This is a genomic window from Azospirillum palustre (assembly GCF_002573965.1).
GTDB lineage: Bacteria > Pseudomonadota > Alphaproteobacteria > Azospirillales > Azospirillaceae > Azospirillum > Azospirillum palustre.
This window is the reverse complement of record NZ_PDKW01000041.1, coordinates 201,539-225,047: the sequence shown is the minus strand read 5'-3', so window position 1 is coordinate 225,047 and position 23,509 is coordinate 201,539. Positions and strand designations below refer to the sequence as shown.

The window sequence follows — 23,509 nt, the reverse complement described above, 5'->3', positions numbered from 1 at the left end:
TCGAGGAGAGCACCGGGACAAGGGTCAGGGACGGGGGCCGATCGTTGAAATCCGCCCGCCATCATGGCCGCACCGAAAACACCGGCTTGAAGCCGTTTGGAGCGAAACCGGCCATTGCTGCGTCGGAAGCGGCGTTGTCTTTCGTCAGCTTCCGCGGAACAGGCCACACCTCGGTACCCGGCTCCAAAGTGCCGTCGACCGCCTTGACCGCCATATCAAGCCCGATCGACGCCATCAATGCGACATTGTCGCTGAGCGCCCACTCGATATCGCCTTTCTCGATGCCGTCTCTGACGGGTCCCGTCTGATAGGTCGATCCGATCTTGACCTTGCCCGAGAGGCCGGCCGCTTTCACAGCACCGCTTGCGGCGTCCGCGGCGACGGCGTTGCCGATGACCCAGTTCAGGTCCGGGAAGGCGTTCAGGGTATCTGCAACGAGATTGTATTGCGTGTTCTTGTCGGTGTCGCCGTACTTGACCGCGACGATTTCAATCTTTGAATCGGCAATCCCGACTTTGAATCCTTCGAGCGTGCGCGCCGCCCAGTCTGCGCCGGCGGGGCCGGGAAGGAGCGCCACTTTGACAGCTGCGTCCCCAATGCTTTCCCTGAGATATTTCGCACTCGCGATTCCGACCTGGTAATAGTCCAAAGTCGAACGGCCCATGAGATTGTCGGCGGCGGCGATCCGAGGAATGATGTTGATGACGGGAATACCGCTCTTCTTAAGAGAGGACACCGCCGAAGACACGCCCTCTGCGCTGATCGGGGCCACCAGCACGGCATCGGCTCCCTTGGCTGCGCAGTCGTTCAGCTGGTTGACCTGGGCGCTCAGATTGCTGAACGAGCCGGCGTTCAGGATGTCCACCTGCACGCCGAGACGTTTTGCTTCAGTGACGATCCCGTAATTGGCCGCAATCCAGTAAGGGTCCTGCATCGTCGGGAAGCTGACGCAAACATAGCTTTTCTTTTCGGCTTTCGCCGGGGGATGCCAGACCGACTCCGACACCGTTTTGACGTCGCTCTTGTCGGGGATGAATATTTTGATCGGCTTCGAGAAGATGGCGGATGGTTCTTCCGCGAAGGCGACACCGGCTGAGACAGCTTGATGGCATATCGCCGTTGTTCCGAGAAAAATCGCCGCATGCAGAATGTTTGAGGTCATTGCTCCCTCTCCAGTCGTTGAAGTCCTGTTTTCCAGCATTTTCTTGTTGTGACGCTCCTTTCCGGCCGTATCGGCCTGGGCGAGCGAAGTCCCTTTGCCTCTTGCGGGCCAGGCGGCCCGCTGCTCATGCATCAACCAGAGGCAAGGATTGAGCATGCCGCCGATCAGGGCTTCCGGCGGGGCCCGCGCATCACTCCGCAGCCTGCCTGGCTTCGCCGCTCCAGTATTTCTGGATGAACGTCAGGGCTTCCTGGTTGACCTCTTCGGGATTCGTCGCGCTCAGGAAGTGATGTCCGCCCTCGATGGCCTTGAACGACACGCTTTTCGCACGGGGGAACAGCTTCGCTTCTTTCTGCGCGTGCGAGACGGAATACACGACGTCTTCGGTTCCATGCAGCCACAGCACCGGGCTCACGACACCGTCAAGCCGCCCGCGCAGACCGTCCCGGTCGCGAAGGTTTATGGTACACATGCGCAGACGGCTGCGGCCGTCGTCGCCCTTGTAGTTTTCCTTCAGTCGAGACGTCCAGAAGGCACGCGTCTCCTGGTCGATGTTGACACCGAAGGCCGGATCGATGAGATCGTTGCAATATTGATCCGATGGCGCCCACGCCGAATCCACCTCCGTCGCCAGGTCGGCGATCCAAGGATCGCAGAAAGCGGGGGCGTCCCAGCATCCGAGGTCCCGGCTCGCGGCACTTTCGCAGTCCATCGACGTGCCCAGGGGGATGACGCCATCGATTTTCGAAGGGGCAAGAAGGGCCATCCGCATGGCGATCCAACCACCCTGCGACGTGCCCAGGACGAACGCAGACTTGATTCCAAGGCGATCGAGAACCTGGATGTTTGCGATCGCACTGTCCCAATAGGTGAATTGCTCGCTTGCCGTTCGCGTCGCTCCATGCCCGTACGGCTCGAGTGCGAGGAGATTGACCTTGCCGGTCAGATTCGCATCGGCGAATTGACGCCGGTACAGCTCCGATGAGGTCGTGAATGAATTGATCATTACCAGGGTCGGAAGCCGGGGATCGTAGTCTGTGGCGGTTCTGCAGCCGATCTTCGAACCGCCCAAGTGTGGGACGTCGATAGTCTGGAATTTTGTCATTGATGCCTCGGGTTATTCGGTCTGGTTCAGATGAACTCCGAGATTAAATAACACCGATCGCGCCGCCGGCCCTTTCGAGGATTGCGGAGTGTGGCAGCACGAATTGCGGTTCGTTGCGTCTCTTGTGCGGGATCAATGACGACCCGCAAAGTGGCCGAGGATTTGGCCTCACGCGGCGATGCCCGGGCACGGGATCGCCTTTATCACATCAGTTCAATAGATTAGCAGAATTCAGCCACACGATTCTCCGTCCATATCACCGAACGTCAACATCCCTAGGAAGAATTATATTGAAACTTATACAATCCTCTAGAGCATTTCGGCTGCGGTTGACATTTCAGTTACGGCCGTGATTGGGTCGCCTGGAGGTCGATACTCTCGCCGGTTTCGCTGAAAGAGGGAGGAGTGAGGGTGCGCGATTTCCTTTTTGGAAAGTCAGCCCTGGAGCTGGGAAAATTGCTGACCACGGGAGCGGTGACACCGTCCCATCTGCTGCATGCAACGCTGCGCCGCATTGCATCGGGTGACCCGGCTGTATTCACTCAACGGACTGTTGCGAGAGCAGAAATGGAAGCTGCGGCAGCGTCGAGGCGCTACGTGGAGGGCCGGCCGCTCAGCATGCTAGACGGCGTTCCCGTGGCCTGGAAGGATCTCTTCGATGTTCAGGGAGAGGTTACTCGCGCAGGCTCTTCGGTGTTGGACGATGGCCCTGCCCTTCGTGATGCGGAATTGGTGCGTCGGATCGCGGCCTGTGGTGCGGTCACGACCGGAAAACTGAACATGACGGAATTCGCATTTTCAGGACTGGGATTGAACCCGCATTTCGGGACACCCAGGAACCCATGGAGTCATGGCGAGGACCGCATTCCCGGCGGATCGTCGTCCGGCTCGGCGGTCGCGGTCGCGCTTGGGCTGGTTCCCATCGCGATTGGGACGGACACGAGCGGTTCCGTCAGAATTCCCGCCGCGTTCAATGGCGTCGTCGGCTTCAAGCCGTCAGGGGGGCGATGGCCGTTGGAAGGGGCATTTCCATTGTCCCGCACGCTGGATACCGCGGGTGTTTTGACGCGCACGGTCGCTGACGCGGTGGTCGTCGATGCGGCCGCATGTGGGCTTTCCCCGTCCGAGGTCTTGCCCCACACCGACGGTCGAATCCGTTTGGTCGTGCCGACCAATGCGGTCTGGGAAAGCGTCGACGCCGATGTGGCCAGAAACTTTGAGGAAGCTGTTCGCAGATTGGAAGATTTCGGTGTCGGAATTGAGCACCGCCGTTTGCCGGTCCTCGACGAGGTGCTTTCGGTCGCGTCACGGCATGGTGCGCTCGTGGTCAAGGAAGCCTTTGAGCTGCATAGAAGCCGGCTCGCTTCCCCCGACGCCGAGCGCATGGACCCTCGGGTGCGGACGCGGATGCTCCTCGGCAGCCATATGAGCGCAGCATCGGAGGCAATCGTCAGGCAAGCCCGGCTGGACTTGATTGATGCAATGGCGGACCTGTTCGACGGCACGACATTCGTCGCATACCCGACCGTTGCAATCGCAGCACCTCTTCTTGGACCCCTGGAACTCGACGATCACCTGTTCGCCACCACCAATATGCTTGTTCTAAGGAATACACTCATCGGCAGTTTTCTCGACTGGTGCGGTATTTCCATCCCAAATGGATTTGACGATAACGGTATACCAACCGGTTTTCTTTTGTCCGGCGGGCCTGGAAGTGATCATGCGCTGCTGGCTCTGGCCAACCGAATTGAGGCGGTAATTCGAGGAGGGCAATCCTTCGACTTCATTCGCCACAATCACAGCTGAGTGGACGCTGGTAGAAAAATATTACACGATCTTCCCAACAATTTTCCATAGCGTGTCAAGCTACTCAGGCCGATGATCGGCTGGCGCGGCAAGGCCATCTGTCGGGGAGAGCGGAGACCGTGGGCACATCCGAGCTGCTGCCGGGGAATATGAAATCGCTTGGATCCTTTTTGTGAGTGGACAGCAGGGTCGCACCGGTTTCCAGCGTGGTAACGTCAGGAGAAATGAATGTCCGCAGCATCTTCAGTGGCAGCCTCACGTCCAAGTTATCCGCTGAAATTTGGCATGATGCCGCAAGACGACCCGATTATCGGCTCGGTCGCTGGCAGTAAATATATCAAAGGAGGCAGCGAGCTTATCAAGGCGTCATCCAAGTCTGGAGATGTCAATTCCGTATGTGCCGAGATTTATCAACACAATCACCTTAACTGCATTTCTTTTGTGCAACCTGTTACGGAGATTGTGATTAACGTTTCCGGGAGCGCGAACTTTCGCAGGCGCGCCGACGGTGCCGAACAGAAATATCTTTCTCAGGTCGGCTCAGCCAGCATTTGCCCCGCCGGTGTGGAGGTACGGTATCTCCACATCGAGGCCGGTCCCCTCAAGTTGCTTCATTTTTATCTGCCGACGGATCTGTTCGGCGCCTTGCAATCCGTCGGCGATGGGACGCATATCGCGTGCCTGTTGTACAAAGGCGGGATCAGCGATCCCCTAATTCAGAGCATCGGCTTTGCGGTCGCGGAAGAGTTGATGCAGGAGGAGAGAAGCGAAAAAGTAACTCAAATGCTTTTGGAGTCGTTCGGGGTCGGCTTGGCGGCTCGCCTTATGCAGCGTTACACGCGCAATGATCAGCGTGGTTTGTCACAATCTTATTTCGATGCTTATTCAGGCAGGGGATTGGATCGTTGCCGCCTCAGCCGGGTGGTGGAGTTTATCCAGGAAAATTTGGAAACTGACATTTCCCTGGACGATTTGGCCAAAATCGCCTGTCTCAGTGTATTTCATTTTTGCCGGGCCTTTAAAACAGCGACCGGTGCGTCGCCATTCCGATACATCTCCGAGGTTCGGATCGCTAAAGCGAAAACGCTTCTAAAAGATCCATATATGACCATTGACGATATAGCGCTGTCGACCGGTTTCTCCTCTGGCGCAAACCTTGCGCGGGCATTCAAAAAAACTGTCGGTGTCTCTCCCACTCAATATAGATCAAAATGCTGAGGATGAAATTCCAGATGCTGGCATCGGGATTTAGGGCATCGTCACATTAACTTGATCGAGACCAAGAGGACGCCTGCAGGCAGCCGGTGGCTTTGTTCGGAATTGCGAATGGGATAGGTGAGCCGACTCAAGGTGGCAGCGTCAAAATCGCCGAGAGGTTAAACCTCCTATTGAGGCGCTCATGGCTGTGGTCCCTCCGGTGGATCACGCCGCCCTGCTCCTGGAGGTGCCGCTGAATGGGTCCTATTTCGCGAGATCTGTAGGGGATCAAAACTCAACACAGCACCTCGAATATCAACCTGTTCCACACGATTTTCACGCAGAACCTTTCATATTCACAAGCCATTAGCAGCTCTCACGCCTTTCCTTAATGTCGGTTGTAGCAAACCATTTTATGGTTCCAGCGAGTGCGTTATATGGGTGCTCTCGTAAGGTTTTATGGTTCCATCCAGACCCGCCATGCGCTTCGACCTGACCGATCTGCGGCTGTTCCTGCACATCGTGGAGACCGGCAGCATCACCGCCGGGGCAGAGCGCAGCGCCATGGCGCTCGCGTCGGCCAGCGCGCGGGTGCGCGGGATGGAGGAGGCGCTCGGCATCCCGTTGCTGGAGCGTTTCCGCCGCGGCGTCCGCCCCACCCCGGCCGGGCGCGCGGTGGTCCACCATGCCCGCCTCGTCCTGCACCAGCTGGAGCGGATGCGCGGCGAGCTCGCGGAATACGCCAAGGGGCTGAAGGGCCATGTCCGGCTGCTGTCCAACACCGCGGCGATCAATGAATTCCTGCCCGATGCGCTCGCCGGCTTCCTCGCCGACAATCCCAGCATCGACATCGATCTGGAGGAACGGCCGAGCCACGCCATCGTCGAGGCGGTGGCCGCCGGGCTGGCCGACCTCGGCGTGGTCGCCGACATGGTCGATCTCGGCGGGCTGGAAACCCGCCCCTTCCGCAGCGACCGGCTGGTCGCCGTGCTGCCGCTGGCGCACCGGCTGGCCGGGCACGACCGGATTTCCTTCGCCGACCTGCTGGACGAACCCTTCGTCGGCCTCAGCGCCGGCAGCGCCCTGCAGGACTATCTGAACGGCCATGCCACCCGCGCCGGCCGCAGCCTGTCCTACCGCGTGCGGGTGCGCGGGCCGGTGGCGCTGTGCCGGCTGGTCGAACGCGGGGTCGGGGTCGGCATCGTGCCGGAAACCGCGGCGCTGCGGGCGCTCGACAGCGGCGGCCTGCGGGTCATGCCGCTGAGCGACCCCTGGGCGCCCCGCCTGCTGGTGCTGTGCGCCCGGAATTTTGCCGATCTTTCCGCCCACGCCCGCCGGCTTGTCGATAGCTTGTCCGAAAACGCCCCGGCACCGATCTGAAACGCCATTAGGGCAGTATAACTTACCTGTTTTGCCGGTGGTTTTCCTGAATTTCCGCCGGTTTGCCGGTTCCGCCCCCCTCCCGCCGAATCGAGTCGGCCTCCCCCCTCCCAGCGCACCGATCCGCCCACCCCCGGATGCGGCGGATGGGCGCTGTGCGCCTTTGCCGCAGCATCGGCGAGGGAGGGGCGATGGCGGGGATGTGAATGCGCTATGGATAAATTCGGCGAAGATGTGACTGGGTTGTCCGAATCTTTGGGCAAATACCCCCAAAGGGGTGCGAATCGCCGCTTGGTCAGAAATCCTGCCGTTTATTTGCCGTCGAAAAGTCTCTGGGGGGGTGGTACTACCAATCAAAAGAAAAACGCGCCCAAAGCAAACACGCCCGAAAAACCCGAGAGGAGACAACCACCATCATGCGTACGGCGACGAAGGATCTGGCAGGCGACTTGCGGCAGCAACTGGCCGAACTGGTGCGCAGCCGGGTTCCGAACGCGCGGGCGGAGCGCTTCGTGAAGCGCTTCTACGCCAACGTGCCCCCCGACGACCTGCTGCGCGGCACCCCGGAACAGCTTTACGGTGCTGCCCTTGCCATGTGGCAGTGGGGCCAGCAGCGCAACGCAGGCACCGCCAAGGTGCGCGTCTACGCGCCGCGCCTTGACGAGCACGGGTGGCAGGCCGAACGCTCGGTGGTGGAGATCGTCAACGACGACATGCCCTTCCTGGTCGATTCCGTCACGGCGGAGCTGAACCGGCAGGGCGTCACCGTCCACCTCGTCATCCATCCCGTCACCCGCGTGGTGCGCGACGCCGACGGCCGCATCGTCGAACTGCTGGAGCCCGGCGAAGAGGCGGACGGCGCGCATGACGAATCCTTCATGCACTGCTCCATCGACCCGCTGTCGGACCCGGCCGCCCAGGCCCGCCTGCGCGAAGGGATCGAGCGGGTGCTGGCCGACGTCCGCGCCGCGGTCGAGGACTGGGCGCCGATGCGCGAGCGTGTGCGCGCCGCCCGCGACGACATCGCCCATGCCCCCGACGCCGAGGAATCGCAGGAGGCCGCCGACTTCCTGAGCTGGATCGACGACGGCAACATGACCCTGCTGGGCAGCCGCCTCTACACCGCCACCATCGGCGGCGCCGGCCAGGAGCCCCAGGAACCGTGGCTGGAGCTGGTCGAGGGCAGCGGCCTCGGCGTGCTGCGCGCGCCGGAGATCACCGTGTTCGACGAGCACGGCCATGCCGCCGTGCTGCCGGAGGAAATCCGCGCCTTCCTGCACCAGCCGCGCGCGCTTCTGGTCACCAAGGGCACCCGGCAGGCCACCGTGCACCGCTCGGTCCCGCTCGACGCCATCCTGGTCAAGCGCTTCGACGACCAGGGCAAGGTGGTCGGCGTCACGCTGGCGGTCGGGCTGTTCACCTCGGTCGCCTACAACCGCAGCCCGCGCGAGATCCCGTTCCTGCGCCGCAAGGTCGCCCGCGTCATGGGCCGCGCCGGCTTCGACCCGTCGGGCCATGACGGCAAGGCGCTGCTGAACATCCTTGAGACCTACCCGCGCGACGAGCTGTTCCAGACCCCGTCGGAGGAGCTGTTCGAGACGGCGGTCGGCATCCTCTATCTGCAGGAACGCCAGCGCCTCGCCCTGTTCGTCCGCCGCGACCCGTTCGAACGCTTCGTCTCCGCCCTGGTCTTCGTGCCACGCGACCGCTACGACACCGTGCTGCGCCGCAAGATCCAGTCGGTTCTGGAATCCGCCTTCCACGGCACCTGCACCTCCACCTTCACCCAGCTGTCGGACAGCGCGCTCGCCCGCCTGCACCTGATGGTGAAGACGGAGCCGGGCAAGCTTCCCCCCGTCGACATCGGCGAGATCGAGGCCCGGCTGGTCCAGGTTTCCCGCAGCTGGGCCGACCGCCTGCGCGATGCGCTGGTCGAGGCCCATGGCGAGGAGACCGGCAACGCCCGCCTGCGCCGCTACGCCGACGCCTTCCCGGCCGGCTACCGCGAGACCTTCCCGGCGGAAACCGCGGTCCACGACATCGACCGCATCGAACGGGCGCTGACCGAGCAGCGGCTCGGCATCGTGCTGTTCCACCCGCTGGAGGCCGACGGCGACGAGCTGCACGTCAAGATCTACCACCAGGGCCGGCCGGTGCCGCTGTCCGATGTGCTGCCGATGCTGGAGCACATGGACCTGAAGGTGATCACCGAACAGCCCTACGAGGTCCGCCCGGCCGGCGGCGTCGCGCCGGCTCAATCGGTCTGGATCCACGACTTCTCCGCCCGCACCCAGAACGGGATGCCGGTCGACTGCGTCAAGGTCAAGCAGACCTTCCAGGACGCCTTCGCCGACATCTGGGACGGCCGGATGGAGGATGACGGCTTCAACCGTCTGGTCCTGCGCGCCGGTCTGGCCGGGCGCGAGGTCACGATCCTGCGCGCCTACGCCAAGTACCTGAAGCAGGCCCGCTTCGCCTACGCCCAGGACACCATCGAGACGACGCTGGCAGCGCACCCGCAGACCGCCCGCCTGCTGTCCCGCCTGTTCGCCGCGCGCTTCGATCCCAAGAACCTTGTCGATGAAGCGCCGATCCTGGAGCAGATCGAGACCGCGCTGGACGCCGTCACCAATCTGGACGACGACCGCATCCTGCGCCGCTTCGTCAACCTGATCCGCGCCACGCTCCGCACCAACGCCTACCAGACCGGGCCGGACGGCGCGCCGAAACCGCATCTGTCCTTCAAGCTGGACAGCGGCTCCATCGAGGAGCTGCCGCTGCCCCGCCCGTGGGTGGAGGTCTTCGTCTACAGCCCGCGGATGGAAGGCGTCCATCTGCGCGGCGGCAAGGTCGCCCGCGGCGGCATCCGCTGGTCCGACCGCCGCGAGGATTTCCGCACCGAGATCCTCGGGCTGATGAAGGCGCAGATGGTGAAGAACACCGTCATCGTGCCGGTGGGATCCAAGGGCGGCTTCGTCGTCAAGCGTCCCCCACCCCCGAGCGCCGGCCGTGAAGCCGCTCTGGCCGAAGGCATCGAGTGCTACAAGATTCTGATGCGCGGCCTGCTCGACATCACCGACAATTTCGCCGCCGACGGCGCGGTGGTGCCGGCGAAGGACGTCGTGCGCCATGACGCCGACGATCCCTATCTGGTGGTCGCCGCCGACAAGGGCACGGCCACCTTCTCCGACATCGCCAACGGCGTCTCCATCGACCACGGCTTCTGGCTGGGCGACGCCTTCGCCTCGGGCGGCTCGGCCGGCTACGACCACAAGGTGATGGGCATCACCGCGCGGGGCGCCTGGGAATCGGTCAAGCGCCATTTCCGCGAGATGGGCACCGACATCCAGACCACCGACTTCACCGTGGTCGGCGTCGGCGACATGTCGGGCGACGTGTTCGGCAACGGCATGCTGCTATCGAAGCACATCCGCCTGCTGGCCGCCTTCGACCACCGCCACATCTTCCTCGACCCCGATCCCGACGCCGCGGCCAGCTGGGAGGAACGCAACCGGCTGTTCGCCCTGCCCCGCTCCTCCTGGGCCGACTACGACCGCTCCAAGCTGTCGACGGGCGCCATGATCGTCGAGCGCAGCGCCAAGACGGTGGAGCTGACGGCGGAGGTCCGCGCCCGCTTCGGCATCGAGCAGGCCCACCTGTCGCCGGTCGAGCTGATGCGCCGCCTGCTCACCGCCGAGGTCGACCTGCTGTGGTTCGGCGGCATCGGCACCTACATCAAGGCCGCGACCGAGACCAACGCCGAGGCCGGCGACAAGGCCAACGACGCGCTCCGCATCGACGGCGGCCAGATCCGCGCCAAGGTGGTCGGCGAAGGCGCCAACCTGGGCGTCACCCAGCGCGGCCGCATCGAGGCGGCGCAGAAGGGCCGCGACGGCAAGGGCGTGCGCCTGAACACCGACGCCATCGACAATTCGGCCGGCGTCGACACCTCCGACCATGAGGTGAACATCAAGATCCTGCTGGGCGACGTCATGGCGCGCGGCGACATGACGCTGAAGCAGCGCGACACCCTGCTGGCCGCCATGACCGACGAGGTGGCGGGGCTGGTGCTGGCCGACAACTACCGCCAGACCCAGGCCCTGACCATCGCCGAGGCGCAAGGGGCCGGCCTGCTGGAGGCGCAGCTGCGCTTCATCCGCAACCTGGAGCGCAACGGCCGGCTGAACCGCGCCATCGAGTATCTGCCGACCGACGAGGAGCTGGCCCAGCGGATGGCCGAGCGGCGCGGCCTGACCCGGCCGGAGCTGGCGGTGCTGCTGGCCTACGCCAAGATCACGCTGTACGACGACCTGCTGGCCTCGGAGCTGCCGGACGATCCGGCGACGGTCGAGGATCTGCTGCGCTACTTCCCGCAGCCGCTGCGGGACGGCCAGGGCGAGGCGATCTCGCGCCACCGCCTGCGCCGCGAGATCATCGCCACCGCCGTCACCAACAGCCTGGTCAACCGCGTCGGCCCCACCTTCGTCCGCGACATGGTGGAGAAGACCGGCCTCGGCCCGGCGGATGTCGCCCGCGCCTATGCCATTGCCCGGGACGTGTTCCAGCTTCGCCCGCTGTGGGACGCCATCGACGCGCTCGACACCGTCGTGCCGGCGGCCTTGCAGACGGCGCTGATGCTGGAGACCATCCAGCTGCTGGACCGCGCGGTGGCCTGGTTCCTGGCCCACAGCCCGCATCCGCTGGATCTCGGCCGCGAGTCCGCCGCCTTCCGTCCGGGGGTGGAGGCTCTGGCCGCCGGGCTGGACCGTTTCCTCGACGCCGAGGAATCCTCGCGCCTCGCCACCCGCATCGCCGATGCGATGGCCCAGGGCGTGCCGGAGGATCTGGCCCGCCGGATCGCCGCCTTGCCGGTTCTCGCCGCCGCCCCCGATCTGGTGCGCATCGCCGAGCGCACCGGCCGCGCGGTGGAAGGCGTCGCCTCGGTCTATTTCGGGCTGGGCCGCCGCTTCGGCCTGGAATGGCTGCGCGACCGCGCCGCCGGCGCCAAGGTCGACAACCACTGGCAGCGTCAGGCGGTCGCCGCCATCGTCGACGACCTGTTCGCCCACCAGAGTGCCTTGACCGTGCGCGTGCTGGAAAGCGAGGGCGACGAGGCCGCGGCGGTCGATGGCTGGATCGCCAGCCGCAGTCTGGTGGTCGAGCGGGTCGAACAGCTTCTGGCCGAACTGCGCGCCCAGCCGGCGGTCGATCTCGCCATGCTGGCTGTCGCAAATCGGCAGCTGCGCGGCCTGATCGCCGGGTAACCGTATCACAGGAATAGGAGACGCTCGGTTCGGATGGCTTGGCTGCACTGTCCTGCGCAGCTGGGCCATCCGGAGTGCCGGTGCCTTTACAGGCACGTTCGGGCGCCGGCTTTCAGTCTCCTCGCCTCGGGCGGATCCACGCACCCCGTGGATCCGCCCACTTTCTTTTTCGAAAGCAACTTTTACGATTTGTGGGCCGGCAGGCAATACAACCGTCATCGCCCTCTCCCGCCCCGGGAGAGGGAGGGGACCCACGAAGTGGGGAGGGTGAGGGGAAGCCCGAGAATCCCGAACCGCACGGCTTTTAGGATAACCCCTCACCCTTCCCACCGCTATGCGGCGGGCCCCTTCCCTCTCCCGGGGCGGGAGAGGGAGCACCCCTACCCCGCCGCCCCGGTCGCGGCCACCAAATCCAGAATGCGCCGCGCGGCGTCCATCGGATCGATGGCGGCGATGCAATGCGCTTCCGCCGCCAGACAAGACACAGTACAGGGCGGCACCGCCGCCTCGGGCCGCAACACCAGCGCCCGCTCCTCCCGTCCGCCGGTCCAGGGCCGGAAGCGCTCCGGCGCATGATAGTGGTTGGGATCGCCGCCCAGGGGATGGCAGGAGAACACCGCCACCGGCACCCCGGCTGCTGCCGCCAGATGGGCGGGCGCTGAATCCATGGTAATCGCCAGCGCCGCCTCCGCCATCACCGCGGCGGCAACCCGCAGCGGCGTGGCCCCGGTCAGGTCGATGGTCCGTCCCGGCAATGCCGCCGCGAGCACTGCCGCAGCATGACGCTCCGCCGCCGTGCCCAGCACGGCGACCCGCGCATCGAGCGCACCGGCGACGGCGGAGACCACCGCGGCCAGCCGGTCGGCTGGATAGTCGCGGCGCGGACTGGCCGCCCCCGGTGCCACCGCGATCAGCGGGCGGCCATCCAGCGGGCCGTCCCCGGACCAGAGCAGCAACCGCCGCGCCTCCGCCCTGTCCTCCGCCATCAGCGTCAGTTCCAGCGGCCCCAGAGCCGCCAACTCCGCCCCCGCGCCGAGCGCCTCCAGCAGGGCGGCGTTCTGTTCCACCTCGTGCCGCCCCGGCGGCGGGACCAGCGCCAGCCCATAGGCACGGTCGAAGCCCTGGTTGCCGTCGGCCTTCCATGGCGTGACCCGCTCGGAGAAACCGGCGACCAGCTTTGCCCGGCTGTTGGCGGCCAGCGTCGTCGCGCCATGGCGGTCGAAGTCGTAGCGCGGCACCAGCGCCAGATCGAAGCCGGCGCGGTAGCACTCGGCGAACCCTGCCAGCCCACCGGGGGTGATGCCGCGGAAGTCGATGCCGCCGCCCTCCTTCGGCCGCGGCGCCACCACCCCGTCGACCCAGCGGCAGGTCAGGGCCAGATCCGCCACCACCTCGCGCACCGCCAGCAGGATGCGCGCCTGCGGGGCGGCGGTGCGCAAGGCCCGCAGGAAGGGGGTCGCCATCACGAAGTCGCCGGCCTCGTCCAGCTTGACGACCAGGATGCTGCGGACGGCCGCCAGATCGCAGACGCTCATCACCGCCCCTCCCCGTCCACAACGTCGAAGGCCGCCACATCGAAAGCGACGGGAGCCAGCCCGGCACACCAGCGGCGCCACGCGGTGCGGTAGCCGGCCTCCACCGCGCGGGCATAGCCGGGCTCGTCCATCAGGGCCGACCGCCGCATCCGCTCGCGCAAACTCTCCCGCTGCGCGTCGAGGAAGGCGCGGTCGGTCGCCAGCCGGACACCCTGCGCCAGATAGGCCTCGTCGTCGCGCGTCACCAGCGCCGCCATCCCGACGGCGTCGAGCAGGGTCGCCCCCCAATGGCCGATCTTGGTCGGCCCGGTCCGGTTCAGCACCGGCACGCCCATCCACAGCGCGTCGCAGATCGTCGTTCCGCCATTGGCAAAGACGGGGTCCAGCGCCACGTCGATGGTGACGTAGTCCTGATAGGGATCCGGGGTGATGCCGCGCAGCTCCAGCCGCCCCAATCCGATGCCATGCCCGGCGAAGGCGGCCAGCAGGCGCCGGTCGGCACCGCCGCCGCTGCCCAAGCCCCGCCATTTCAGCACCAGCGTCGCCGTCGGCACCAGCGCCAGCAGCCGCGCCCACAGCGCGATGGTGGCAGCGTTCACCTTGGTGATGTTGTTGAAGGACCCGAAGGTGATGTGGCCGTTGCGCTCCACCGGCGGCAGGATCGGCGGCGCGAAGGCGGAGTCCGCCGGGCGGTAGCACAGAACGCAGCCCGGCAGCCGGATCAGCTTCTCCGCATGCAGCGCGTCCGCCCCCGGCGGAGCGACGCGGGCGTCGGCGATCTGGTAGTCGACGGCGCCAAGCCCGGTGGTGTTGGGATAGAGCGGCAGGCTGACCTGCACCGGCGCCGGACGGCGCGCCATCAGCGGCATGCGGTTGCGCGACATGTGGCCGCCGGCATCGACCAGGATGTCGATGCGGTCCTCCCGGATCCGCCGGTCGAGTTCCTCGTCGGTCAGCACCGCCACGTCGCGCCAGCGGTCGGCCGCCGCCTGGAAGCGGTCGGTGGTGGCATCCCGGTTGCGGTCGTTGTGATAGCAGGTGACCTCAACCCTCCCGCGGTCGTGCCCCTCGATCAGCGGCAGCAGGAAGTGATAGCCCGGCCCCGGATAGCGCTGGAAATCCGGCGACAGGTAGCCGATGCGCAAACGCCGCTCCGGATCGCGGCTCTCCACCGCATGGGGAGCGGCCGGGACCGCCGGCAGATGGCGTTCGAAGGCGCGATGCTCGCGGAAGACCTCGACCGGATCGGCCCGGTCGTCGAAGCACAGGCAGAACAGCATGTTGGAGCGGATCGCCGCATCGTCCGGCGTCCGGTCGAGCGCCGCGCGGAAGGCCGCCACCGCCTCCCCATGCAGCCCCAGCGCCATCCGGGCGACCCCGAGATTGGAGTTGGCGAGCGCCAGCTGGTCCATGTCCCGCGTGATGTCGCCGAGCCGTCCGGCGCGGTCGAGTGGCGGGATCGCCTCCTCCGCCGCGTTGGCCTCCAGCAGCAGGGTGCCGATGTTGACCCAGGCCGCCACATCGTCGGGCGTCAGCGCCAGCGCCCGCCGGTGCCAGGACAGCGCCGCCTCCGGCTGCAAGGCCAGCTGGAAGGCGGATCCGGCATTGGCGGCGAGCGCCGCGTCGCCGGGCGCCACCCGCACCGCACGCAGCACCGCCGGCACGGCACCCGCCATCCCCAGCGTCGCCCGGGCCAGTCCCAGCCCCGACAGCGCAAGGCCGGAGTCCGGCCTCAACGCCAGCGCGTGGCGGTATGCCCGCTCCGCCGCCGCAATCCGCCGCCGGCCATAGAGCCTGCCGGCCAGCGCCAGCACCGCATCGTCGGCCAGCGGCTCCAGCCGCGCCAGCCGTGCCAGCCAGACCGGATCCTGCGCCGGCCCGGTCTCCGCACTGCCCAGGCTGCGGACCGCCGCTGCCTGCGCCGGCACCAGCGCCAGCAGCCGGCGGGCCGCCGTCCCGGCGCCTGCGCCGTCGCCCAGCTGCTGGGAGAGCTGCATGGAGTGCTCCAGCGGCTCCACCATCTCCGGCGCCCGTCCCGCCAGCGCCCGGAAGGCCGCCGCCGCCCCGGCGATCCGGCCGGCGTCGCGCAGGGCCGCTCCCCGGTTGAAGGCCGCCAGCACCCGGTGCGGCTCCAGCGCCGCCGCCCGCCCGTACCAGTCCGCGGCCGGCAGGAAGCGCCCGCAGTCGTAGAGAGCGTCGCCCAGATCCGCCGCGGTCCCGGCATCCGCCGGCTCCAGCGCCATCGCCCGCAACAGCGGCGGCGCCGCCGCATCCTGCCGGGCCAGCTTTGTCCAGGCCGCCGCCTCCATCCGCGGCAGCGACGGGTCGAGCGGTGCCAGACGGCCCGCCGAGCGGAAGGCCGTCGCCGCATCCTCCCACTGTTCCGCCGCCTCCAGCAGCCGGCCCAGATTGGCATGGAAGAGCGGCTGGCGCGGGTCGGCCTTCACCGCCTGCCGGATCCGCTCGATCCCCTCCGTCACAGCACCGGTCTGCGCCTTGATCAGCCCCGACAGGTGCAGCGCGTCCGCCTGCTTCGGCAGCCGCTTCAGCACCTGTTCGTAGAGCGTCGCCGCCTCGGCCAGCTGCCCGGTCTGATGATGGTTGACGGCACGGGCCAGCAGCGCCTGTGCGTCGGCGGTCCCGGTCGGGCGATGCGGCGGGCGCTGGTTCGGTTTCATCCGCTGTCGGCACTCTCTGATGGTCCGGCGGATAATGCTGGTCGCCCGGCCCCCGGACAAGCAGGAGTTCGGTTGCGCGCCGAAGCCCAAGGTCGCGCTGCCGGTCCGCCAGTGTGGCTTCGCGGGCGCGGGTGCGGCGGCGCTGCTCCTCGGTGCGGGCGCGCAGCTGCTGTTCCTGGCGCAGCCGGGCCGCCAGCCGCCGCAGATCGTCGGCGGCGCGGCTTTCCACCGCCGGCGGCAGGGCGCCCAGCGCCTCGCGGAAGTCGCCCAGCGTCGGAAAGCGGCTCCAGCCGCTGCGGAAAGCCGACCACACCGCATCGAAGGCCGCCATCCAGCGGTCGGCCGGCCAGTCCGCCATCGCCCGCACGTCGGCCTCCAGCAGATCGGCGTCGGGCAGTTCCAGCGCGAAGCGGTCGGCCAGCTTCTCCAGCCCGATCAGCACATTCTCGATGCCGATCGGCGGGGTCAGCGTGCCGATGGCACGCTCGACCCGGTCGGCGAGCGCCCCGATCTCGTCGGGCGCCAGATCCTGGGTTTCGAACCGCAGATCCGCGGCATCAAGCCTGGCCAGCGAAGCGAAGCCGCAAGGCTGCGAGGGTTTCGCGGTTGCGCCCGGCGGCATCGGACGCAGGGCCGGCACGCAGGGCACTGCCTCGGAGTTCGGTGCGGCGGTCATTGCGGGGCTCCCGGCGGAGTTGAGGGGCGGAGGACTGGACAAATGGCTGAGCGGGGGACTGGGCGGGGGGTTGTTCGGCTGGCGCCACCAGCTCCCGGGCGATCCAGCGGCGCCATGCGGCCCCCGGATCCGGCGGGCGGTAGCCGTTGCGGCGGTGGGCCTTGCGGCACCAGGACACGAACTTCGCCGTCACCCGGCCGGCGTCGACCTCCGGACGCTCCAGCGCTGCCCAGGCCAGATCGGCGGCATCGGGCTGCCAGTCGGCCGGCAAAGCCTCGTCCTGCCGACCCATCCCCCCGCCCTGGAGGGAGGAGGAGGAATCAGGATTCTGGGAGTCTATGGAGATGCCGGCCGGCGAACCGCTGCTGTCAGCCGGCTGACAGGACATGCCGGCGGTGACACCCTCCATCCCCGCCAGCTGATAGGCGAATCCGCGCAGGCCCCGCCGCGGCTTGGCGCAGACCAGCGCCGCCGCGGACTCCGAAGGAGCGTCCTGCGCGGCTTTCTCCTGCAGGCCCTTCAGCACGGCGTTGAACCAGGCGCGGCTCTGCCCAAGCTCCTCGGCCAGCTCCCCTTGCGTGGCGGTGCAGACACCGTCGCGGTCGGCATGGGCGTAGAGCGCGGACAACACCGCGATGTCGGCGGCCTGGATGCCGGGCACGGCAATCCAGCGCCTGTACATGTCGATGTATGGCTTCATTGCATCACCCGTCTGTCGGTCGATCGGCGGACGGGTGAAGACAAAGGAAGAGCGTCAACGGATTCGCACTGAATCCGCTTGGCTTTGCGGGCCTGCCCTGCCATCATGGAGTCGCCAAACCGCCAGATGTGGGGTGCCCGGGTTTCCCTCGGTCTCCTCCGTCCGACACGAAGGGCCCGGAGCAATCCGGGCCTTTTGTGTTTTCGGAGGTCGGTCCTCCGTTACGTCATGATGCTCTCCGTCAAGATGCCCTCGTCGCGTTGCCTGGAGCCAATTTGCCCGGGTTCATGCCGCCCCTCACACCGGCGTGGCGCCGGCCAGGAGCTGGCATGGGCGCACGACGACGGCATAAGGGCGGTTTTCGCCCGTTTTTTGAAATGTGTACGTGGCGTTGCGCGTCTGTCCACGGTCTTGGAAGAATCGCCCTTGGACGGCATTTCGCGGACACCGGGCTGGATTCTTGCGGAGGAATCAAGCACTTGCCGCACCGCTCCTCCGGCCGTCCGGGTCGAAGTGTCGCCGTTGTGCCGAAAGATTCGGCTCCAAACGTCGCCGTTGTGCCGAAAGATTCTTGGCCATCGGCGGCTTGGGCGGACGGGATGGTCCCGTCGAACGTCGCCGTTCTGCCGAATGATGGAGCGGATTCCACCCCACCTCTCCCCTCCCCGCTATGGAATCGGCGTAGAATCGGACGGGAATCGGCCCTAAGGCGGATCGTCCGAACGTCGCCGTTCTGCCAGTCGATGCCCTCCCCGGGGGCCTTCCCGCCCGATCCGGGGCTTCCAAGCCATACAATAACCCAAGAAAATCAACATGTTGACTTGAGACTCCCCTGCCCCGTCCCCCGCCGGCACGGCAGAACGCAGACGTTGCCGCCACCGTTGGCCGGCCGGAGCGGCCCCCTCCCCCGCCGATTCCGCATCCGGCGCCTGTCCGACCGTCCTCGGCCGCAAAAACTGGCATAACGGCGACATTCGACCGGGCATTCGGCCCCGGCCGCGGGAATCTTTCGGCAGAACGGCGACGTTTGGCCCGGCAGTGTGGAACCGGGCGGCAGGCTTGTGGATTATGGGTTCAACCCACTTGAGGCCGCCCGGGACCAGCGGAGAGATCGCATGACCCAGACCATCAACGCCGAGCTGCTCGACCGGCCGCTGCAATTGGCTCTGCGGCTCGATTCACCGCTGACCGGCGACGTGCAGAACGACCGCCACATGATGGTCTACAGCCTGTTCGGCCTGTCGAAGGACAAGGCGGAATCGCTGCCGACCTACGATGACGGCAAGGTGCGGATCGAGGTGCGGGCGCCGAAGAACGTCGGCGTTGCGACGATCTGGGACAAGGCGGTGCTGCTCTACGCCATCTCGCTCCTGCGCGAGAAGATGGACTCCGGCAAGGGCTCCAAGCTGGGCGAGCTGCACTTCACCACCAGCGACCTCCAGCGCATCGTCGGCAAGACCGCCGGCGGCAGCGCCTACGACAAGATCGAAGGGGCGCTGGAACGGCTCCAGGGCACGCAGATCAAGACCAACCTGGAAACCGGCGGCGAGGGCGAGAGCGGCGCCTTCTCGTGGATTTCCGACTACAAGCTGCTCTACCAGCGCAAGAAGGACGGCGAGCGGGCGGTGCGCGGGCTGAAGCTGACGCTGTCGGGCTGGGTCACCCGCGCGGCGCTGGGCCACAATCTGCTGAGCTACGACGACCAGTATTTCGCGCTGAAGCCGGTGGAGAAGCGCCTGTACGAGATCGCGCGCGCCCACCTCGCCCGCGGCCACGCCTTCTGGATGGCGCTGGAGCCGCTGCGCAAGCGCGTCGGCTCCGACAACGACCTGCGCAAGTTCAAGAACGCGCTCAATCCCGTGCTGGCTGCCGACCGCATCCCCGGCTATGGCGTCCGCATCGTCGAGACGGCGGAATACAAGGAGACGATGAAGGCGCGCGGCGCCGTTCTGGGCCGCGTGCTGAACGCCGAACTGCCGGTGCTGTTCTGGAAGAAGAGCCAGGGCCAGCCGGAGAACTGGATCGACGTTCCCAAGGTGGAGTACGACGAGACGGTTTGAAATTTCCCTCTCCCGCCTCTCGCACAAACGAAGTTTGTGCCGATGGCGTCAGGCGGATCGAAGATCCGCTGAGAGCCCCGGGAGAGGGCCTAATCGCAAACACCCTCCCCCTTCGGTAGACACCCGTTGCCGGAGTCGCGACGACTTGCTAGGGTCGCTGCCGACCGGTGCCGGGGCAGGAGGACGGGGCGTGACAGGGGAACAGTTGAAGGCGTTGCGGGAACGGCGCGGCCTGACCCAGACGCAGATGGCGGCGTTCGTCAATGAACTGACGGGCCGCAAATACGACAAGCAGCGGCTCAGCAAATGGGAAACCGGCAAGGAAGCCCTGCCCCGCGACGTGCTGGGCCGGTTGCTTCTACTGGACCTCGAACGGCCGGAAAGCCCCCTACCCCGCCGCGGCACCACCGTCGCCGTCGGTTTGCAGAAGGGCGGCACCGCCAAGACGGCGACCTCGATCAATCTGGCCTTCATCCTGGCCCGTGCCGGCAACCGCGTGCTGCTGGTCGATGCCGATCCGCAGGGCAACGCCTCCGTCCATGTCGGCGTGCCGCAGACCGACATCGTCGCGCTGACGGAGGCGGGCAGGGTCCTCTACCATGCGCTGATGGGCAAGACGCCGCTCGACGCGGTGATCCGCCCCACCAGCGTCGAGGGGCTGGACGTCGTTCCTTCCAGCATCGCGCTGGCGAGCGCCGACACCGAGCTGCCGGGCAACCTGACCAACGCCCAGACGGCGCTGGCCGAGATGCTGGACGGGGTGCGGGACCGCTATGACGTGATCGTCATCGACTGCGCGCCCAACCTGGGTGCCGTGACGATCAACGCGCTGACCGCCGCCGACTATGTGCTGGTTCCCTGCCAGGCGGAGCCGCACGCCATCCTCGGCGTCAGCGCCTTCCTCGACACCGTCGCCAAGATCCAGCGCCGGCTGAACCCGCGGCTGGAGGTGCTGGGCATCCTGCCGACCATGGTGAACCCGCGCCAGACCCAGGACCGCTCGTCGCTCGACGACATCCAGCGCCTGTGGGGCGAAAGCCGCCGGGTGTTCCCGCCGGTGCCGCGCGCCACCATCTACGCCCAGGCCGCGGGCGCCAACGTCATCACGCTGGATGCCGACATCGGCGCGCCGGGGGTGGAGAGCTATGCCGCCATCGCCTCGGCGCTGCTGACCGCCATGGGCCGTTTGCAGGAGACCGTCGATGCCGCCTAAGAAGCTGACCCGGCAGACCGCCGCCACCGTGCTCCAGGCCAAGGAGGCCGGCTTCGCCGCCGAGACCGACCGCATGTTCGGGCTGAGCGGCATGCTGCCCCGGCTGGTCGAGGTCGATCTGGACGCCGTCGAGACCAATCCCGGCCAGCCCCGCACGGTGTTCGACGACGAGGCCCTGCGCTCGCTGGCCGACTCCATCGCCCGCCACGGGTTGCAGCAACCTGTCCTCGTCCAGGAGGGGGAGCAGAAGGGCCGCTACCGGCTGGTGGCCGGCGAACGGCGGCTGCGCGCCCACCGGCTGCTCGGCCGCGGCACCATCGCCGCCATCATCACCAAGGGCCGGCCCGAAGAGATCGCGCTGATCGAGAATGTCCAGCGCGTGGACCTCGACGCCATCGACCTCGCCCGCGGCCTGTCCCAGCTGATCGAGGCGCACGGCTACACCCAGTCGGAGGTGGCGGCGGCGGTCGGCTGTTCGGAGGCCGAGGTGTCGAAGCGGCTGAAGGTGCTGCGCCTGCCCGACGACATCCTGGCCGACTACCGCGCCAACCCCGACGCGGTGTCGCGTTCCGCCCTGGTCGAGCTGGCCTTCGTCGAGGACGAGGCGGAGATGCGCCGGCTGTGGCAGACGGCGCGCACCGGCGGGCTGACGGTGGGGGCGGTGCGGGCCGCCCGCCCGGCGGCCTCCAGCACGGCGGAGCCGATGCGCGTGCTGGGCAAGGCGATCAACCGGATGGACAAGGATCTGGCCGCCATCGACACCGTCGCCCAGGCCTTGCAGCGCGAGCATCGGGAGCGCTTGCAGGCGCTGCGCGACCGCATCGACGCCCTGCTGAATGCGTGAAGGTGGGGGGCGCCTGTCGTCGGACTTATCCCCCTCTCCCCCCCGGGGAGAGGGTCGGGGTGAGGGGGACGCACCGCGTGCCTTCCACAAAAATCCCGCCACGCGACCCCCTCACCCTAACCCTCTCCCCAGGGGGGAGAGGGAATCCAGTTTCGACTGCGAAAGCCCGCCCCGGTTGTTCCTCTCTCGAAAAGCGCGTTAAAGTTGCTTTCGATTGCGAAAGCATCTGGCGCTCGGCCAGGGTGACCGCCTGCCCTGCCCCGTGTTAAGGATCATCTGTCAGGTGATCGGGGGCATGGGGGTACGGGGCGGCGATGCAGGCGGTGCGGAGACGAGATTTCTTGAACCTGTCCGGCGGCCTGCTCGCGGCCGCCGGCCTGGCTTCGGCCCTGCCCCGGCCGGCGATGGCCGCCGGTACCCTGCGGATCGGCTTCAAGTCCCTGCCCGGCGGGCTCAATCCGCTGACCGTCAGCGATCTGGTCGCGCGTCAGGTCCTCGGCTCGATGTACGAGAGCCTGACCACGGTCGATACGAAGGGCCGCATCCTGCCCGGCCTCGCCACCGCCTGGGAGGCGTCCGGGGATGCGCGGCGTTGGCGGCTGACCATCCGCGACGGCGTCACCTTCCACACCGGCCGGCCGCTGACCGCGCTCGACGTCAAGCGCAGCTTCGAGGCGGCGCTGGGTGGCGACGGCACCAACTTCGCCGTGCTGGCGCTGTCGAAGGTGCGGGGCTTCCGCGAGCTGCGGGCGAAGACCGCCGCTGAGCTGTCCGGCATCACCGTGATCGACGACCGGACGCTGGAGGTGGTCTGCGACGAGCCCTGCGCCGTCTTCCCCTTTGCCCGGCTGAACATCGTCGATGTCGAGGCGGCCGGGCAGGCCGGTCCCGACTGGTTCCGCACCCTGTCGGCGGGAACCGGACCCTACCGGCTGGTGCGGTCGAGCGACGGCATCCGCATGGATGTGGAGGCCAATCCCGGCTGGCGCGGCGGCTCAGTGCCGTTCGAGCGGGTGTCCTTCCTCGCCACCGGCATCGGCAATGACGGCATCACGCTGTTCAACGACAGCCAGATCGACTTCACCTTCGTCGACACCGATGCGCTGCGCGGGGTGATGGACGATCCCGGCTTCAAGCGCTCGCTGTCGAACGTGCCGCGCATGCAGATGCGGGTGGTGGCGCTCGACCCCAGGCGGGTCAAGGCGTTCGGCGATCTGCGGGTGCGCCGGGCGATGTCGCTGCTGATCGACCGCAGCGCCATGGTGGAGCGCTTCTTCCGCGGGGTGGCGAGCGTCCACAACGGCATCGTCCCGCCGGCCCTGCTGTCGAATGAAAGGCTGGATCCGCTGGCCTACGACCCGTTGCTGGCCAGGCGCCTGCTGGAGGAGGCCGGCTATCCGGAGGGGCGCGGCATCGAGCCCTTCCAGGTCACCGTCGTGCCGGAATACCGGCGGGAGTTCGTCTATTACGTCTCGCAATGGAACAATGCCGGCATTCCGGCGAAGCTGGTGATGGCGCCGCGGCAGGAGTTCATCGCCCGCTCGCGCCGGCGCGATTACGATGCCTTCCTGTTCGGCTGGACCGCCACCTATCCCGATCCGATGAACTTCCTCGACGAGCTGTTCAGCAGCAGCAGCCGCTTCAATCCCGTCGGCTGGACCAGCGCCCAGTTCGACGGCCTGATCGAGCGGGCGATGGCGATCCCCGATCCCACCCTTCGGGCGGAGGTCTACAAGGACGCCGAATGTCTGGTGATGCAGGATTTGCCGGTGATTCCGCTGGTGGTGCCGGACTATGTGGCGCTGCGCGGCAATGTGCTGAGCGACAATTTCATCACGCCGTTCGGCGGCCTGAACTTCGGCTGACGCTGGCGAAGGGCAGGGGGCGAA

General features: G+C 66.9%; 13 protein-coding genes. 8 read left to right on the top strand and 5 right to left on the bottom strand.

Annotation, left to right across the window (positions count from 1 at the left end; genetic code table 11):
* Positions 1–61: 61 nt before the first annotated feature.
* Together torT and CRT60_RS14725 are read right to left on the bottom strand one after the other, a co-directional pair.
* Positions 62–1,318: a TMAO reductase system periplasmic protein TorT gene (torT, locus tag CRT60_RS14730; protein ID WP_098737177.1), complete on the bottom strand. Its 1,257-nt coding sequence runs from the start codon at positions 1,316–1,318 to the stop codon at positions 62–64.
* A gap of 34 nt (positions 1,319–1,352) precedes the next feature.
* Positions 1,353–2,267, bottom strand: a complete 915-nt coding sequence (locus CRT60_RS14725; RefSeq protein WP_098737176.1) for an alpha/beta fold hydrolase — start codon at positions 2,265–2,267, stop codon at positions 1,353–1,355.
* A gap of 411 nt (positions 2,268–2,678) precedes the next feature.
* Between CRT60_RS14725 and CRT60_RS14720 the strand changes: the two genes are divergently transcribed.
* The 4 genes from CRT60_RS14720 to CRT60_RS14705 all read left to right on the top strand — a co-directional run bounded on the left by CRT60_RS14720 (position 2,679) and on the right by CRT60_RS14705 (position 11,914).
* Entirely contained in the window at positions 2,679–4,073 is a 1,395-nt protein-coding gene (locus tag CRT60_RS14720; protein WP_204561923.1) for an amidase family protein, read from the top strand.
* A gap of 228 nt (positions 4,074–4,301) precedes the next feature.
* Complete coding sequence (locus tag CRT60_RS14715; RefSeq protein ID WP_098737175.1) at positions 4,302–5,291, top strand: helix-turn-helix domain-containing protein; 990 nt, start codon at positions 4,302–4,304, stop codon at positions 5,289–5,291.
* 459 nt (positions 5,292–5,750) lie between these two features.
* A complete protein-coding gene (locus CRT60_RS14710; protein ID WP_098737174.1) occupies positions 5,751–6,650 on the top strand; it encodes a LysR family transcriptional regulator in 900 nt (299 codons plus the stop codon).
* 416 nt (positions 6,651–7,066) lie between these two features.
* A complete protein-coding gene (locus CRT60_RS14705; protein WP_098737173.1) occupies positions 7,067–11,914 on the top strand; it encodes an NAD-glutamate dehydrogenase in 4,848 nt (1,615 codons plus the stop codon).
* 380 nt (positions 11,915–12,294) lie between these two features.
* On the opposite strand, the gene CRT60_RS14700 is transcribed toward CRT60_RS14705, so the two are convergent.
* From CRT60_RS14700 to CRT60_RS14690, 3 genes are all read right to left on the bottom strand, one after another.
* Positions 12,295–13,449 carry a glycosyltransferase family 9 protein gene (locus CRT60_RS14700; RefSeq protein ID WP_098737172.1) on the bottom strand — a complete coding sequence of 385 codons (1,155 nt, stop codon included), beginning with the start codon at positions 13,447–13,449 and terminating at the stop codon, positions 12,295–12,297.
* On the bottom strand, positions 13,449–16,127 hold the full coding sequence (locus CRT60_RS37065; protein WP_280177224.1) for a tetratricopeptide repeat protein: 2,679 nt from the start codon (positions 16,125–16,127) through the stop codon (positions 13,449–13,451). Before CRT60_RS37065 ends, CRT60_RS14700 begins: the two co-directional genes overlap by 1 nt.
* A 557-nt stretch (positions 16,128–16,684) precedes the next feature.
* Complete coding sequence (locus CRT60_RS14690; protein ID WP_098737170.1) at positions 16,685–17,503, bottom strand: MarR family transcriptional regulator; 819 nt, start codon at positions 17,501–17,503, stop codon at positions 16,685–16,687.
* 1,115 nt (positions 17,504–18,618) lie between these two features.
* On the opposite strand from CRT60_RS14690, the gene CRT60_RS14685 reads away from it, so the two are divergent.
* The 4 genes from CRT60_RS14685 (at position 18,619) to CRT60_RS14665 (ending at position 23,485) form a co-directional block, all read left to right on the top strand.
* Complete coding sequence (locus tag CRT60_RS14685; RefSeq protein WP_098737169.1) at positions 18,619–19,563, top strand: replication initiator protein A; 945 nt, start codon at positions 18,619–18,621, stop codon at positions 19,561–19,563.
* 190 nt (positions 19,564–19,753) lie between these two features.
* The gene (locus CRT60_RS14680; protein ID WP_098737168.1) at positions 19,754–20,776 is read left to right on the top strand and encodes an AAA family ATPase; all 1,023 of its coding nucleotides are present in this window, start codon (positions 19,754–19,756) and stop codon (positions 20,774–20,776) included.
* Positions 20,766–21,620 carry a ParB/RepB/Spo0J family partition protein gene (locus tag CRT60_RS14675; protein WP_098737167.1) on the top strand — a complete coding sequence of 285 codons (855 nt, stop codon included), beginning with the start codon at positions 20,766–20,768 and terminating at the stop codon, positions 21,618–21,620. The genes CRT60_RS14680 and CRT60_RS14675 overlap by 11 nt, the downstream gene beginning before the upstream one ends.
* A 341-nt stretch (positions 21,621–21,961) precedes the next feature.
* On the top strand, positions 21,962–23,485 hold the full coding sequence (locus CRT60_RS14665) for an ABC transporter substrate-binding protein (RefSeq protein ID WP_244592508.1): 1,524 nt from the start codon (positions 21,962–21,964) through the stop codon (positions 23,483–23,485).
* Positions 23,486–23,509: the final 24 nt, after the last annotated feature.